This is a genomic window from Denitromonas iodatirespirans, assembly GCF_018524365.1.
Taxonomy (GTDB): domain Bacteria; phylum Pseudomonadota; class Gammaproteobacteria; order Burkholderiales; family Rhodocyclaceae; genus Nitrogeniibacter; species Nitrogeniibacter iodatirespirans.
The window spans coordinates 164,056-177,674 of record NZ_JAEKFT010000002.1 but is presented as its reverse complement, the minus strand read 5'-3'; the positions used below and the strand labels follow the sequence as shown (position 1 = coordinate 177,674).

Sequence of the window (13,619 nt, the reverse complement as noted above, 5' to 3'; positions counted from 1 at the left end):
AGGCCGGCACGGGCGCCGGGCGACACGGCAGACACAGGCCGGGGCGTGCTCACGGTCGATCCGTCGGCCCCACTCGCCGGCCTTGCTGCCTTGTAGTAGGCGTCGGCCCGGGGGCCGGCGTCAAGGGCCTGCCGCCGGTCGTGCCACCGGATCGACGGGCAGCTCGCTCATCGGCTCGCGCCAGCGTTGGCCGGTCGGCAAGGAGACCTGGCCGTCGATTTCCACCCGATTGCGGCCGTTGCGCTTGGCGCGGTAGAGCGCCGCATCGGCACGGGCCACCAAGGTGGCCACGTCGTCGCTGTCGGTCAGGGTCGCCAGCCCGATGCTGACGGTGACCTCCACCGATTCGCGCGGATTCACGGCGACACGACTGGCCGCCACCGCGGCGCGCAGCCGCTCGGCGATGGCCGTCGCCTCTTCCAGGCTGGCGCCGTTCATGCCGACCATGAACTCTTCGCCGCCGACCCGACCGACGACATCGGATTCGCGCACCGCGGCCTCGCACCACTGGGCAAAGCTGTGCAGCACCGCGTCGCCAACCGGATGGCCGTAGGTGTCGTTGACCTGCTTGAAGTGATCCAGATCCACCGCCATCAGCGTCAGCGGGTAGCGGTTGCGGCTGGCCGAGGCGAGCATCACCCGCAGGCGCCGCTGAAAATCGCGGTGATTGCTGACGCCGGTCAGGCTATCGCGCGTGGCCAAGGTGTTGAGCCGCTCGCCGCTGCGCTCGGTGTCGAGCAGCACCACACCGACGCCGTTGACGAGCATGAGCAGGAACAACGCGAGGAAGGTCGCCACCTGGATGAAGTTGGCGTCGAACAGCGCAAAGCCCTGGCCGGGCCAGGCCGCCACCAACCCGCGCAGCATCACCACCCCTGCCAGCAACAGCGTGCAGCCGCCGACGACGAACTGCAACGGTGTGCGCTCGACCCGCTTCCACAACACGGCCCAGCCGGTCACGCCGAACAGGCCGGCCACCAGCAGGGAGGCCACCACCACCCGCTGAGCGGCATCGGCGTTCCCGAGGCCATTGAGCGGATAGCGCGCCAGCACGGCCGCCGCCACCAACACCACCAGCCAGCGCGGCGTGCGTCCGGTGGCGAAACGCCAGGCGGCCAGCGCTTCCAGCGCCACGCCGCCGAGCAGCAGGGTGTTGCCGACTTCGATGCTCCAGAAGGGCGGAATCTCGCCGCGCAGCCACAGCAGGCCCCAGGCCAGGCCCTGCAGCAGCTTGGACAGCGTCCACGTGCGCGTGACGCTGGAGCGGGCATCCGCCTGCACGAAGCGGAAACTCGCCAGCGCCAGGAAGAGCAACAAGTTGCCCAGCCCCAGCAGCAGGATCAAGGTCCGGATGTCCACCGATGGCATGCAGTCCGCCCGACATAGATCGAAAGTTATAAACAGTGTACGACGGTTGCATCAGCCGGTTGAAGCCTTGTGCGTCATTTGATGCGCGCCTGTGATGCCGGTCACGCCCCCGCCGCCGCGGCGGCGGCGCCAGCCGGATCCGGGCGCACGCCGGCATCGATGTCCACATATGTCCGCACCGGGTCCGCTTCTGCCATTACGCCGGTCATCGGCCGCGGTGCAGAATGTCTTCATCCCGACCCGCCGGAGCCCCGCCATGTCCCACCCCGCCCGCCGCAGCGCCCTGATCCTGATTGATATCCAGGACTCCTTCCGCCACATGCCCTTCTGGTCCGAGGCCGACCTGCCCGCCTTCCGCCAGGCCGTGCTCGCCCTCGACGCCGGCTGCCGCGCACGCGACATACCGGTGGTGCACATCTTCCATGTCGGCGCCGCCGGCCCCTTCACCGAGGCCTCGGGCCATGTCCACGCCATGGACTGGCTGCCCGGCGCGCCGGCCGCCACCTTCCACAAGCACACCCACAACGCCTTTACCGACACCGGGCTCGACCTGTGGCTGCGCCGGCGCGGCATCGACCACCTGATCATCGCCGGCATCCGCACCGAGCAATGCTGCGAGACCACCGCCCGGGTCGGTGCCGACATCGGCTACTCGGTCGATTTCGTCACCGAGGCCACGCTGACCTTCCCCATGACCCACGCCGGCAGCGGGCGCAGCTACTCGGCCGACGAGATCAAGGCCCACACCGAGCTGGTGCTGGCCGGGCGCTTTGCGCGCATCGTCAGCGCCACCGATGCGCTTGCCGCGCTGGAGTGAGCCATGCGCACCATCGGCCTCTACCTCTATGACGATGTCGAAGTCCTGGATTTCGCCGGCCCCTTCGAGGTGTTCTCCACCGCCAGCCGGGTCGCCCTGCGGCGCCGGCCCGACGCAGCGGCGCCCTTCCGGGTGGTGACGATCGCGCGCCACCGGGCACCGGTGCGCGCCCGCGCCGGCCTGCCGGTGCTGCCCGAGACCACGCTGGCCGATCACCCGCCGCTCGACGCGCTGATCGTGCCCGGCGGCGACGAGCGCGCCGAGCGCGGGCAGGCCGATCTGCGGCACTGGCTGCGCACGCAGGCCGCGCAGGTCGAGGTGCTGGCCTCGGTGTGCACCGGCGCCTTCCTGCTGGCCGGCGCCGGCCTGCTCGACGGGCGCACCGTCACCACGCACTGGGAAGACGTGGCCGAGCTGGCCGCGGCCTTTCCCGCCCTGACGGTGGCAGACACCGGCCGCTGGATCGACGACGGCAACATCGTGAGCTCGGCCGGCATTTCGGCCGGCATCGACATGAGCCTGCATCTGGTGGCCCGGTGGATGGGCACCGAACTGGCCATGGCGACCGCGCGACAGATGGACTATCACTGGCGGGACAGCCCAGCGGAGCCCTCGTGATGAACCGTCTGACCCTCGCCAACGCCGCCGCAGCCCTGGCTCACCAGCCGACCCCCTTCGTCGAACTGTTCCGCCATGGTTCGCTGCAGGTCGAGTTCTACCAGCCGGTCGGCGCCGACCACCAGCAGCCGCACCGCCGCGACGAGATTTACGTGGTAGCGCGGGGGAGCGGCATGTTCGTCAATGGCGACAGTCGCGCGCCCTTCGAGGCGGGCGAGGTGCTGTTCGTGCCGGCGGGCGTGCCCCATCGCTTCGAGGCGTTCAGCGACGATTTTGCCACCTGGGTGTTTTTCTACGGGCCGGAGGGCGGCGAGACCGCCACGGAGTGAGACCATGACCTTCGAAAGCGCACTGACCTTCTTTGTCGCCATCTTCATCTTCGCCATCACGCCGGGGCCGGGCATCTTCGCCCTGCTCGCCCGCGCGCTGGTCAGCGGCGCGCGCGACTGCATCGCGCTGGCGCTGGGCATGACGATCAGCGACATCCTCTACCTGATCTTCGCCTGCCTCGGCCTGGCGGCGATCGCCAAGAACTGGGGCGAGGTGTTCACCGTGATCCGCTTTGCCGGCGCGGCCTACCTGATCTACCTGGGCGTCACCATGTGGCGCACGCCGGTCGGCGACGGCTTCACGCCGCAGGTGGTCAAGCGCATGAGCCCGGCGGCGAGCTTCCTGCAGGGCTTTCTGATCTCGGCCTCGAACCCCAAGGTGATCCTGTTCTACATCGCCTTCCTGCCCACCTTCATGGACCTGACCGTGCTCAGCGTGCAGGACATCGCGCTGGCCGCGGTGCTCACGCTCGCCGCGCTGATGCTCGGCCTGATGCTGGTCGCCGGCATGGCCTCGCGGGCGCGGCGCTATTTCCGCTCGCCCGCCGCCATGCGCGGGCTGAACCGCAGCGCCGGTTCGATCATGGTCGGCGCCGGCGCCTTCCTCGCGGCCAAGTCATGACCGTGCGCATGACCCCCGCCGACATCGCCCTGGCGCTGCTGGTGGTGCTGGTGTGGGGCGTGAACTTCGTGGTCATCAAGGCCGGCGTGGCCGAGGTGCCGCCGCTCTTGCTCGGCGCGCTGCGCTTTCTGGCCGCGGCGCTGCCGGCGGTGTTCTTCTTCCGCGCGCCGCGGCTGCCGCTGCGCGTCTATCTGGCCTACGGCCTGACCATCGCCTTCGGCCAGTTCGCTTTCCTGTTCACCGCCATCCATGTCGGCATGCCCTCGGGGCTGGCCTCGCTGGTGCTGCAGTCGCAGGCCTTCTTCACCATGCTGTTTGCCGCCGTGTGGCTCAAGGAGAGCTGGCGCCCCAGCCAGCTGGCCGGGCTGGTGCTGGCGGCCGGCGGGCTGGGGCTGATCGGCACCGCCCACGGGGTGAGCATGCCGCTGGCCGGCTTCCTGCTCACCGTGGCGGCCGCCTGCAGCTGGGCGGCGGGCAACGTGGTCAGCCGCACCCTCAACCGCAACGGCCCGGTCAACCTGCTGGCCTTCGTGGTGTGGGCTAGTCTGGTGCCGCCGCTGCCCTTCCTGGCCATGTCGCTGCTGATCGAGGGGCCGGCCGCCATCGCCAGCGCGCTCGGCCACTTCAGCCTGCGCTCGGCCGGGGCGGTGATGTACCTGGGCTGGGGCGCGACGCTCCTCGGTTACGGCCTGTGGGCGCGGCTGATGTCGCGCTACCCGGCCAACCAGGTGGCGGCCTTTCCGCTGCTGGTGCCGTTGGTCGGGCTGAGCGCCGGCTGGCTGGTGTATGGCGAGGCGCTGCAGCCGGTGCATTGGGTCGGCGGCGCGCTGCTGATGCTGGGCCTTGGCGTGAACCTGTTCGGCACACGCCTGATGGCCCGCCTGCGGAGCGCTGCATGACGCTGGCGGTGATCTTCGTCGTCACCCCCAATGTCTTGCTGCTCGACTATGCCGGGCCGGCCGAGGCGATGCGCATGGCCACCGAGGCCGGCGCCGACCTGAGCATCACCACCTGCGCGCCAGTGCCGACGCTGGCCACCTCGATGGGCGTCTCGCTGTCGGGCCTGGCGCCGCTGCCCGAGCCGCTGCCGGACGATGCGCTGGTGATCGTTGCCGGCAACGCCCAGGAAGAACTCGACTACGCCCGCCCCGAGGCGCAGGCGGTGGTCGACTGGCTGGCCGCGCTACGCGGGCGCAATGTCCGCCTGGCCAGCATCTGCTCCGGCGCCTTGCTGCTGGCCCGCGCCGGCTGGCTCGACGGCCGTGCGTGCACCACCCACCACGGCGTGCTCGCGCTGTTGCGCCAGAGCGCACCGACCGCCCGCGTGATGGACGACCGTGTCTTCGTCGACGACGGCCAGGTGGTGACCAGCGCCGGCATCACCACCGGCATCGATCTGGCGCTGTACCTGATCGAGCATCGCTTCGGCCCCGAGCTGGCGGCGCGCGTGGCGCGGCGGCTGGTGATGTATGCCCGGCGCGGACCGAACGATCCGCAGCTGTCGCCCTGGCTGGCCCATCGCAACCATGTGCACCCGGCGGTGCACAAGGTGCAGGATGCCATCACCCGCGATCCGGCGCGCCGCTGGACGCTCGACGCGCTGGCCGCACTGGCGCATGTCGGCCCGCGCCACCTGACCCGCCTGTTCACCCGCCATGCCGGCATCGGCGTGGTGGCCTACCAGCAGGCGCTGCGCATCGCCCGCGCGCGCCAGCTGCTGGCCGACCCGACGCTGTCGATGGAGCGTGTCGCCGAGCAGTGCGGCTTTGCTTCGGCACGCGATTTCCGGCGGGTGTGGGCGCAGCATGTGGACGACGCACCGCGCGCCCACCGTCGCGCGCACTGAGCGCCTTTCACCCGGCTGGCGGCAGGGTTAGCATGCGGGAAACACCTCCCGACAAGGATCCGCCGCGTGGACGGCCTGCTTGCCCTGACCTTCATCGCCGTCGCCATCGTGCTGGTGTTCGACTACACCAATGGCTTCCATGACGCGGCCAACGTGGTGGCCACCGTGATCGCCTCGCGCGCCATGAAGCCGGGGCAGGCGGTGGTGGTGGTCGGTGTCTTCGAATTCCTCGGTCCGCTGCTCGGCGGCACGGCGGTGGCCAACACCATCGGCGGTTTCGTCGACCTGAGCGCGCTGGCCACCGGCCATGCCATCGCCGTGGTGCTGGCCGGCCTGCTCGGCGCGATTGCCTGGAACCTGCTGACCTGGTGGCGCGGCCTGCCGTCTTCGTCCTCACATGCGCTGGTCGGTGGGCTGATCGGCGCCACGGTGCTGGCCGCCGGTGCCGAGCATGTGGTGTGGGGCATGGATGCCTGGCGCAACGGCGGCCAGCTGACCGGCGTGCTCAAGGTGGTCGCCGCGCTGGTGCTCTCGCCGCTGATCGGCCTGGTCGCCGGCTACGCCATCCACCGCTTCGCCCGCCTGCTGCTGCGCGCCGCGCATCCGCGCATCAACACCCGCCTGCGCCGCCTGCAGTTCCTCACCACCGCCGCGCTGGCCTTCGCCCACGGCGCCAACGACGCGCAGAAGAGCATGGGCATCATCACCCTGCTGCTGGTGCTGGGCGGCCATCTGGCGGACTTTGCCGTGCCCTTCTGGGTGATGCTGGCCTGCGCCACGGCGCTCACGCTGGGCATCCTCACCGGCGGCTGGCGCATCGTGCGTACGCTCGGTTTTTCCGTCTACAGGGTGCGCCCGCTCCATGCCTTCGATTCGCAGCTGACCTCGGCCTCGGTGATCTTCACCGCCGCGCTGATCGGCGCGCCGGTGTCGACCAGCCATGTGGTGGCCAGCTCGATCATGGGCATCGGCGCGGCCGAGCGGCCCAAGGCGGTGCGCTGGGGCAAGGCGCGCGAGATCGGCCAGACCTGGCTGCTGACTCTGCCCGCCGCGGCCGCCGCCGGCGCGCTGGCCCTGCTGGCGATGTTCCCCTTCTTGTCCTGAGCCTTGACCATGGATGCCGTCCCGCCCCGCCGCTTTTTACCCGACGCCTTGTTCCGCCGCATCCTCGACCGCCTGATCCCCAAGGCGCCGGATTTCTACGCCCTGCTGCACGAGCAGGCGATCCATGTGCAGCACACCACGCATCTGCTGGTGCGCTTCATGAAGTGCGGCGACGAGGCGCTGGCCACCGAGATCCGGCGCGACGAGCACACCGCCGACACCCTCAAGATCCGCAACCTGCACACCCTCAACGAGGCCTTTTCGACCCCCTGCGACCGCGAGGACATCTACCGCGCCATCATGACCCTCGACGACGTGGTCAATTACTGCAAGACCACGGTCAGCGAGATGCATGTGCTGGGCGTCGCGCCCGACGTCTTCATGCACGACATGGCGGTGCAGATCGACGCTGGCGCCAAGGCGCTGATCGAAGGCTACGGCAAGCTGGCCCTGGCGCCCGCCACGGCCGAGATCGACGCCGATGCCGGGCGCAAGGCCGAGCGCCGGGTCGAGAAGCGCTACCGCAAGGCGCTCGCGGCGCTGTTCGTCGGCGACGACTACCTCAACATGTTCAAGCGCCGCGAGATCTACCGGCACCTGTCCAACGCCGCCGACCGCATGGCCGCCTGCGCCAACACCCTGCACGATATCGTTGTAAAGATCACCTGAGCGCGTTCGTTAATCCTGAAGAGCCCCCGCACCCGATCATGGCCGGGGGCACACGATCGAACCCAACGGAAGGGCCGATGACAACGGATGACGACCTGTCGGTACTGAACGAAGCCGGCATCGGCCTGTGGACCTACGACTGCCTTGCCGACCGCTTCAGCTGGAGCGCCTTCGTCGCCACCATGCTGAACACCCCGCCCGACGCCCTGCCGGCCGATGGCCCCGCATGGCTGGCCGCGCTGCACCCGGACGACCGCGCCGCGGCGGCACGCATCACCCTGGCGGCCTACCGCCAGGATGCCCCGATGGAGCTCACCTGCCGCGTGCGCCACGGCGACGGCCACTGGTGCTGGGTGCGCTATCGCGGCAGCGTCTCGGCCCGCGACGCCGCCGGCCGCGCGCAGCACACCCGCGGCGTGGTGATGGACGCCTCGGCCGCGCAGCAGACGCAGGACGCCTTGCAGCGCGAGCGCAGCCACCTGCGCACCCTGCTCGACTCCCTGCCCGACCCGGTATGGCTGAAGGACCCCGACGGCGTCTATCTGAGCGCCAACCGCCGCTTCTCCGACCTGTTCGGCGCGCCGGAAGCCGACATCGTCGGCAAGACCGACTACGACTTCGTCGACCGCGAACAGGCCGATTTCTTCCGCGCCCATGATCGCGCCGCAATGGCCGCCGGCATCCCGCGCACCAACCAGGAATGGGTCACCTTCGCCGCGGACGGTCGCCGCGCACTGCTCAACACCGTCAAGACGCCGATGCATGCCGAGGACGGCCATCTGATCGGCGTGCTCGGCATCGCCCGCGACATCACCGCCGAGCACACCGCCCGGCAGGCGCAGGAAAAACTGCAGGAGCAGTTCGCCGTCGCCTTTCGCGCCAGCCCACTGGCGATCTCGATCTCCGACGTCGCCACCGGCCGCTACCTGGACGCCAACGAGCGCTTCCGCAGCGTTTTCGGCTACGCCCCCAACGCGATCAAGGGACGCACCTCGCTGGAAATCGGCCTGTGGCCCGACCGGGCCGAACGCGACGCCTGGACACGCGTGCTGCTGGCCGGCAGCGGCCGCGTGCTCGACTACCGCACCACGCTGCTCACCCGCCGCGGCGAGGCGCGCCGCTGCAGCCTGTCGGCCGAGATCATCCAGCTCGACGGCCAGCCGCAGATCCTGGCCTACATCACCGACGTGACCGACGCCGAACAGGCCGCCGCCGAACTGGCCCGGCGCGACCGCTACCAGCGCGCCCTGCTCGACAACTTCCCCTTCCTGGTGTGGCTGAAGGACGCCGACAGCCGCTTCCTGGCGGTCAACGAGCCCTTCGCCCGCGCCTGCGGTGCGTCCTCGGCCAATGCGCTGGCCGGCAAGACCGATCTGGACGTATGGCCGCGCGATCTGGCCGAGCACTACCGGGCCGAAGACCGGGCGGTGCTGGCCAGCGGGCAGGGTCACAGCAACGAGGAACTCATCGAGCTCGACGGCGAGCAACGCTGGTACGAAACCTACAAGTCGCCGATCACCGTCGATGGCACGATCATCGGCACGGTCGGCTTCGCCCGCGACATCACCGACAGGCGTCAGGCCGCCGACGAGCTGGCGCGCCACCGCCACCACCTCGAAGAGCTGGTGGCCGAGCGCACCGCCGACCTGGAGGCGGCCAGCCGGGCCAAGAGCACCTTCCTGGCCAACATGAGCCACGAAATCCGCACGCCGCTCAACGCCATCATCGGCCTCACCCAGCTGATGCAGCGCAATAGCCCGCTGCCGGAGGACGCCGAACGCCTGAGCAAGGTGGTGACCGCCGGCCGGCATCTGCTGGCCATCATCAACGACCTGCTCGACATCTCGAAGATCGAGGCCGACCGGCTGCCGCTCGACATCGCCCCCTTCGACCTGGCGCCGGTGGTGGGCGACGCGCTCGACCTGATCGGGCATGACGCGCGCGCCAAGGGCCTGACGGTGCACGGCGAGATCGACCCGCGCATTCCCGCCCGCCTTGCCGGCGACGCCATGCGCGTCGGCCAGATTCTGTTCAACTTCGTCGGCAATGCGGTGAAATTCACCGAGCACGGCCGGATCGATCTGCGGGTGAGCCTGCTCGAGCAGGACGCCGACCGCGTCACCCTGCGCTTCGAAGTCACCGATACCGGCATCGGCATCGACCCCGCCGTCCAGCCGCGCCTGTTCCACGCCTTCGAACAGGGCGACCCGAGCACCACGCGACGCTACGGCGGCACCGGCCTGGGGCTGGCGATCAGCCGCCGGCTGGCCGAGCTGATGGGCGGCAGCGTCGGCGTGCGCAGCACGCCGGGCCAGGGCAGCACCTTCTGGTTCACCGCCGCCTTCGGCCTCTCGACCGCGGCAGCGCGCACCCGCGCCGCCGGCGACGGCAGCGACGCGGCGATCCTCGCCCGCGACTTCGGCCAGGCGCGCCTGCTGCTGGTCGAAGACAACGAGGTGAACCAATATGTGGCGCAGGAGCTGCTGGCCGACGCCGGTCTGACGGCCGAGGTGGCCGGCGACGGTCGGCAAGCCGTGGCGATGTTCGCCCAGCAGGCCTACGACCTGGTGCTGATGGACATGCAGATGCCGGTGATGGACGGCCTGGCGGCCACCCGCGCCATCCGCGCCCTGGCCGGCGGTGCCGAGGTACCGATCCTCGCCATGACCGCCAATGCCTATCCCGAAGACCGTCAGCGCTGCACCGCGGCGGGCATGGACGACTACCTCGGCAAGCCCTTCGAACCCGAGCAGCTGTATGCCGTGCTGCGCCGCTGGCTGGACCCGGCGCGGCGTCCGGCGCGCCCATGAAAAACGGCCGCCCGTGAGGCGGCCGTTCGCTGCAGCGGAAACGCCGGGGGCTTACTTCGCCGCGGCGCGCGCTGCCGCCAGCCAGGCGTCGTAAGTGGCGCGGTGGCCCTTGATCCAGGCGGCCACATGGCGGGCGATGTCGGCCGGCTTGTTCTCGCCGTCACGCATGCGCAGGTTCTGCGCCGAGATGTCGTTGGCCGACAGCTTCATCTCCGCGAACAGCTTGCCCGCCGACGGGTGGGCTTCGACGAAGGCGCGGTTGGCGACGATGCGCTGGCTGTTGGCCTGGAAGCCGTAGTTGGAGCCGTCGGGCAGCGCGGTATCGACATCCTTGCGCTCACCGGGCAGCGAGGAGAAGGGCACCTGCAGCCATACCACATCCTTGCCCGGCACCAGCACGCCGCTCACCCAGTAGGGCGTCCAGGTGTAGTAGAAGATCGGCTGGCCTTGCTTGTAGCGGGCGATGGTGTCGGCAATGATCGCCGCGTAGGCGCCCTGCTTGTGGGTGATGGTGTCGCGCAGGCCGTAGGCGTCGAGATGGTGCTCGATCACCTTCTCGCAGCCCCAGCCCGGGTTGCAGCCGGCCAGGTCGGCCTTGCCGTCGCCGTCGGCGTCGAAGAGCTTGGCCAGCTTCGGATCCTTGAGCTGGTCTATCGACTTGATGCCGTACTTCTCGGCGGTCTTCTTGTCGATCAGGTAGCCCTGCAGGGCGCCGGGCGAGTACACGCCCTGGCGGAACAGCTTCTCGTCGCCGCCGGCCCGTTCGTAGAAATCCACATGCAGCGGATCCCAGTGATCGGCCATGAAGGTGGCATCGCCGTTGGCCAGCGCCACATGGCCGGCAGCGTATTCGATCTCCTTGATCGGCTGGACGGTGTAGCCCAGGTCCTTGAGGCCCTGCATCACCAGTTCGGTCTGGAAGGTCTCCTCGGCGATGGAGCTTTTCAGCGGCTGCACCGTGACGCCCTTGCCGGGCATCTCGGCGGCGAAGGCGCCGAGCGAGAAGGCGGCGGTCAGCGCCAGGGCGGCGCCGCGCAGGTATCGGGGAAGGTCGGTCATTCGCATGGTTTGGGTTCTCCTTGTTCGTGGAATGTCGTCAGGCAGCGGAAGATCTGCCCAGCAGGCGCCGCAGGGCGCCCACCGGTCCGCTCTCGTACCAGCGACCGGGTCGGGCCTTGCCGCCGGCCATGGATTGGGTGATGCGGTCGAGCATGATCGCCAGGATCACGATGCCCAGGCCGCCGACGGTGGCCAGGCCCATGTCGAGCCGGCCGATGCCGCGCAACACCATCTGGCCGAGGCCGCCGACGGCGATCATCGAGGCGATGACCACCATCGACAGGCTGAGCATCAGCGTCTGGTTGATGCCGGCCATGATGGTCGGCATGGCCAGCGGCAGCTGCACCCGGCTGAGCAGTTGCCAGGGCGAGGCGCCGAAGGCGCGCGAGGCTTCGATGAGGTCGGGCCGCACCTGGCGGATGCCGAGGTTGGTGAGGCGGATCAGCGGCGGCAGGGCGAAGACGATGGTCACCACCACGCCGGGCACGTTGCCGATGCCGAAGAGCATCACCACCGGCACCAGATAAACGAAGGCCGGGGTGGTCTGCATGGCGTCGAGCAGCGGCCTCACCGAGCCTTCGATGCGGTCGTTGCGCGCCATCACGATGCCCAGCGGCAGGCCGATGGCCAGGCAGAAGAACACCGAGGTGAGCACCAGCGACAGCGTCACCATGGCTTCGTCCCAGGCGCCGATCAGGCCGATGCCGATCAGCGACAGCACCGCGCCGATGGCCAGACGCCGGCCGCTGACCTGCCAGGCGATGAGGCCGAAGAGCACGATCATCAGGAAAGCCGGCACCGCCAGCAGCGCGTGCTCGATGCCGGTGAGCGTGGCGTCGATGGGCAGGCGCACCGCCTGGAAGAAGGGGCGGAAGTGCTCGACCACCCAGTCCAGCCCGTGGTCGACCCAGGTGTCGAGCGGCACCACCGCGTCGCTGAAGGGGTGCACCCAGTCGAAGGGGGTGTCGACCGGCGCCTCGGGCGGCGCGCCCAGCCAGTCGCCGCCGGCAGGGGCTGCGGGTGCGTCGGGGGCCGCCGGGGCGGCACCGCCCCAGGGATTGGCGGCGGCGTCGGGCGCTGCCGCAGCGGCGGCAGGGGTGGCGTCGGGCGCGGGCGCGGCGGCCCAGGGATTGCTCGTGGTCTGCTCGCTCATGCCGCGTCCTCCGAATGCTGTAGATGCAGGAATTCGAGCATCGTGTTGCGGGTGATGGCCCCGCGGTAGCGGCCGTTTTCGTCCACCACCGGCAAGCCGTAGGGATGCTGGGTGAGCGGCTCGTAGAGCGCGCTGATCGGCGTGTCGGGGGTGAGCATCAACGGCTCGGGCAGGAAGGCGTCACGCAGCTTGGCGTCGGCGCCCGCCTTGGCGGCCTGCTGCAGGCTGTCGAGCGAGACCACGCCCATCAGCTTCTGGTCGGGGCTGACCACGTAGCCGAACTCGCGATCATGCGCACGCAGGCGTTCGATGGCGCTGCGCACGCCCATGCCCTGGTGCTCGATGATGTTGACCTGTGTCTTGCGCGCCAGGTCGGCGGCCGACAGGATGGTGGTGGCGTCCACGCCCTTGAAGAAGGATTTGACGTAGGCGTTGGCCGGATTGCGCAGGATCTCTTCGGCCGTGCCCACCTGCACCACCACGCCGCCTTCCATGATGGCGATGCGGTCGCCGATGCGGATCGCCTCGTCGAGGTCATGCGAGATGAAGATGATGGTGCGCTGGTGCGCCGCCTGCAGCTTGACCAGCTCGTCCTGCATCTCGGTGCGGATCAGCGGGTCGAGCGCCGAGAAGGCCTCGTCCATGAGCAGCACCTGCGGGTCGTTGGCCAGTGCCCGGGCCAGGCCCACGCGCTGCTGCATGCCGCCCGAGAGCTCGTCCGGATAGCTGTTGGCCCAGGCCTCCAGGCCGACCTGCTCGAGCGCCGCCATGGCCCGGGCGCGACGCTCGGCCTCGGGCATGCCGGCCAGCTCCAGGCCGAAGGCGGTGTTGTCCACCACGCTCATGTGCGGCATCAGCGCGAAGGACTGGAACACCATGCTGACTTCGCTGCGGCGCAGCTCGCGCAGCTCGATGTCGTTCATCTTGGCAATGTCGCGGCCGTTGATCAGCACCTGGCCGGCGGTTGGCTCGATCAGCCGGTTGAGCAGGCGCACCAGGGTCGATTTGCCCGAGCCCGACAAGCCCATGATGACGAAGATTTCGCCCTCGTTGACACTGAAGCTGGCGTCGATGACGCCGAGGGTCTGCCCGGTGCGGGCGAAGATGGTGGCCTTGTCCTGCCCCTCTTCGACGAGTTTCATCGCCTCGTGGGGGCGGTCTCCGAAGACCTTGTAGAGGTTCTTGACGACGAGTTTTTCCGACATGCGTCCTTGGAACAATCCG

General features: G+C 69.6%; 13 protein-coding genes. 9 read left to right on the top strand and 4 right to left on the bottom strand.

The window, feature by feature from the left end:
- Positions 1–120 precede the first annotated feature (120 nt).
- Positions 121–1,368 carry a GGDEF domain-containing protein gene (locus I8J34_RS02425; RefSeq protein ID WP_214359777.1) on the bottom strand — a complete coding sequence of 416 codons (1,248 nt, stop codon included), beginning with the start codon at positions 1,366–1,368 and terminating at the stop codon, positions 121–123.
- Positions 1,369–1,624: 256 nt separating this feature from the next.
- Between I8J34_RS02425 and I8J34_RS02420 the strand changes: the two genes are divergently transcribed.
- The 9 genes from I8J34_RS02420 (at position 1,625) to I8J34_RS02380 (ending at position 10,183) form a co-directional block, all read left to right on the top strand.
- Positions 1,625–2,185: an isochorismatase family protein gene (locus I8J34_RS02420; RefSeq protein ID WP_214359776.1), complete on the top strand. Its 561-nt coding sequence runs from the start codon at positions 1,625–1,627 to the stop codon at positions 2,183–2,185.
- Positions 2,186–2,188: 3 nt separating this feature from the next.
- Complete coding sequence (locus I8J34_RS02415; protein ID WP_214359775.1) at positions 2,189–2,803, top strand: DJ-1/PfpI family protein; 615 nt, start codon at positions 2,189–2,191, stop codon at positions 2,801–2,803.
- On the top strand, positions 2,803–3,132 hold the full coding sequence (locus I8J34_RS02410; protein ID WP_214359774.1) for a cupin domain-containing protein: 330 nt from the start codon (positions 2,803–2,805) through the stop codon (positions 3,130–3,132). Before I8J34_RS02415 ends, I8J34_RS02410 begins: the two co-directional genes overlap by 1 nt.
- A 4-nt stretch (positions 3,133–3,136) precedes the next feature.
- Entirely contained in the window at positions 3,137–3,754 is a 618-nt protein-coding gene (locus I8J34_RS02405) for a LysE family translocator (RefSeq protein WP_214359773.1), read from the top strand.
- A gap of 8 nt (positions 3,755–3,762) precedes the next feature.
- The gene (locus I8J34_RS02400) at positions 3,763–4,653 is read left to right on the top strand and encodes an EamA family transporter (RefSeq protein ID WP_214359772.1); all 891 of its coding nucleotides are present in this window, start codon (positions 3,763–3,765) and stop codon (positions 4,651–4,653) included.
- Entirely contained in the window at positions 4,650–5,600 is a 951-nt protein-coding gene (locus I8J34_RS02395) for a GlxA family transcriptional regulator (protein ID WP_214359771.1), read from the top strand. Before I8J34_RS02400 ends, I8J34_RS02395 begins: the two co-directional genes overlap by 4 nt.
- A gap of 66 nt (positions 5,601–5,666) precedes the next feature.
- A complete protein-coding gene (locus I8J34_RS02390; protein ID WP_214359770.1) occupies positions 5,667–6,704 on the top strand; it encodes an inorganic phosphate transporter in 1,038 nt (345 codons plus the stop codon).
- 9 nt (positions 6,705–6,713) lie between these two features.
- Complete coding sequence (locus I8J34_RS02385) at positions 6,714–7,373, top strand: DUF47 domain-containing protein (RefSeq protein WP_214359769.1); 660 nt, start codon at positions 6,714–6,716, stop codon at positions 7,371–7,373.
- Positions 7,374–7,450: 77 nt separating this feature from the next.
- On the top strand, positions 7,451–10,183 hold the full coding sequence (locus tag I8J34_RS02380; protein ID WP_214359768.1) for a PAS domain-containing protein: 2,733 nt from the start codon (positions 7,451–7,453) through the stop codon (positions 10,181–10,183).
- A gap of 51 nt (positions 10,184–10,234) precedes the next feature.
- Here the strand turns inward: I8J34_RS02380 and proX are convergent, their stop codons facing one another.
- From proX to proV, 3 genes are read right to left on the bottom strand one after another with little or no spacing between them, the layout of a single operon-like run.
- On the bottom strand, positions 10,235–11,248 hold the full coding sequence (gene proX, locus I8J34_RS02375) for a glycine betaine/L-proline ABC transporter substrate-binding protein ProX (RefSeq protein WP_230411675.1): 1,014 nt from the start codon (positions 11,246–11,248) through the stop codon (positions 10,235–10,237).
- Between the two features lie 31 nt (positions 11,249–11,279).
- Positions 11,280–12,395 carry a glycine betaine/L-proline ABC transporter permease ProW gene (gene proW, locus I8J34_RS02370; RefSeq protein WP_214359767.1) on the bottom strand — a complete coding sequence of 372 codons (1,116 nt, stop codon included), beginning with the start codon at positions 12,393–12,395 and terminating at the stop codon, positions 11,280–11,282.
- Positions 12,392–13,600 carry a glycine betaine/L-proline ABC transporter ATP-binding protein ProV gene (gene proV, locus I8J34_RS02365; protein ID WP_214359766.1) on the bottom strand — a complete coding sequence of 403 codons (1,209 nt, stop codon included), beginning with the start codon at positions 13,598–13,600 and terminating at the stop codon, positions 12,392–12,394. The genes proW and proV overlap by 4 nt, the downstream gene beginning before the upstream one ends.
- Positions 13,601–13,619 lie beyond the last annotated feature (19 nt).

Excerpts from the sequence above, each read along its gene's own strand:
- proV (WP_214359766.1), bottom strand. The coding sequence starts at position 13,600 with ATGTCGGAAAAACTCGTCGTCAAGAACCTCTACAAGGTCTTCGGAGAC.
- I8J34_RS02425 (WP_214359777.1), bottom strand. The coding sequence starts at position 1,368 with ATGCCATCGGTGGACATCCGGACCTTGATCCTGCTGCTGGGGCTGGGC.
- I8J34_RS02410 (WP_214359774.1), top strand. The coding sequence starts at position 2,803 with ATGAACCGTCTGACCCTCGCCAACGCCGCCGCAGCCCTGGCTCACCAG.
- I8J34_RS02380 (WP_214359768.1), top strand. The coding sequence starts at position 7,451 with ATGACAACGGATGACGACCTGTCGGTACTGAACGAAGCCGGCATCGGC.
- I8J34_RS02385 (WP_214359769.1), top strand. The coding sequence starts at position 6,714 with ATGGATGCCGTCCCGCCCCGCCGCTTTTTACCCGACGCCTTGTTCCGC.
- proX (WP_230411675.1), bottom strand. The coding sequence starts at position 11,248 with ATGCGAATGACCGACCTTCCCCGATACCTGCGCGGCGCCGCCCTGGCG.
- I8J34_RS02405 (WP_214359773.1), top strand. The coding sequence starts at position 3,137 with ATGACCTTCGAAAGCGCACTGACCTTCTTTGTCGCCATCTTCATCTTC.
- I8J34_RS02395 (WP_214359771.1), top strand. The coding sequence starts at position 4,650 with ATGACGCTGGCGGTGATCTTCGTCGTCACCCCCAATGTCTTGCTGCTC.
- I8J34_RS02415 (WP_214359775.1), top strand. The coding sequence starts at position 2,189 with ATGCGCACCATCGGCCTCTACCTCTATGACGATGTCGAAGTCCTGGAT.
- I8J34_RS02420 (WP_214359776.1), top strand. The coding sequence starts at position 1,625 with ATGTCCCACCCCGCCCGCCGCAGCGCCCTGATCCTGATTGATATCCAG.
- I8J34_RS02400 (WP_214359772.1), top strand. The coding sequence starts at position 3,763 with ATGACCCCCGCCGACATCGCCCTGGCGCTGCTGGTGGTGCTGGTGTGG.
- proW (WP_214359767.1), bottom strand. The coding sequence starts at position 12,395 with ATGAGCGAGCAGACCACGAGCAATCCCTGGGCCGCCGCGCCCGCGCCC.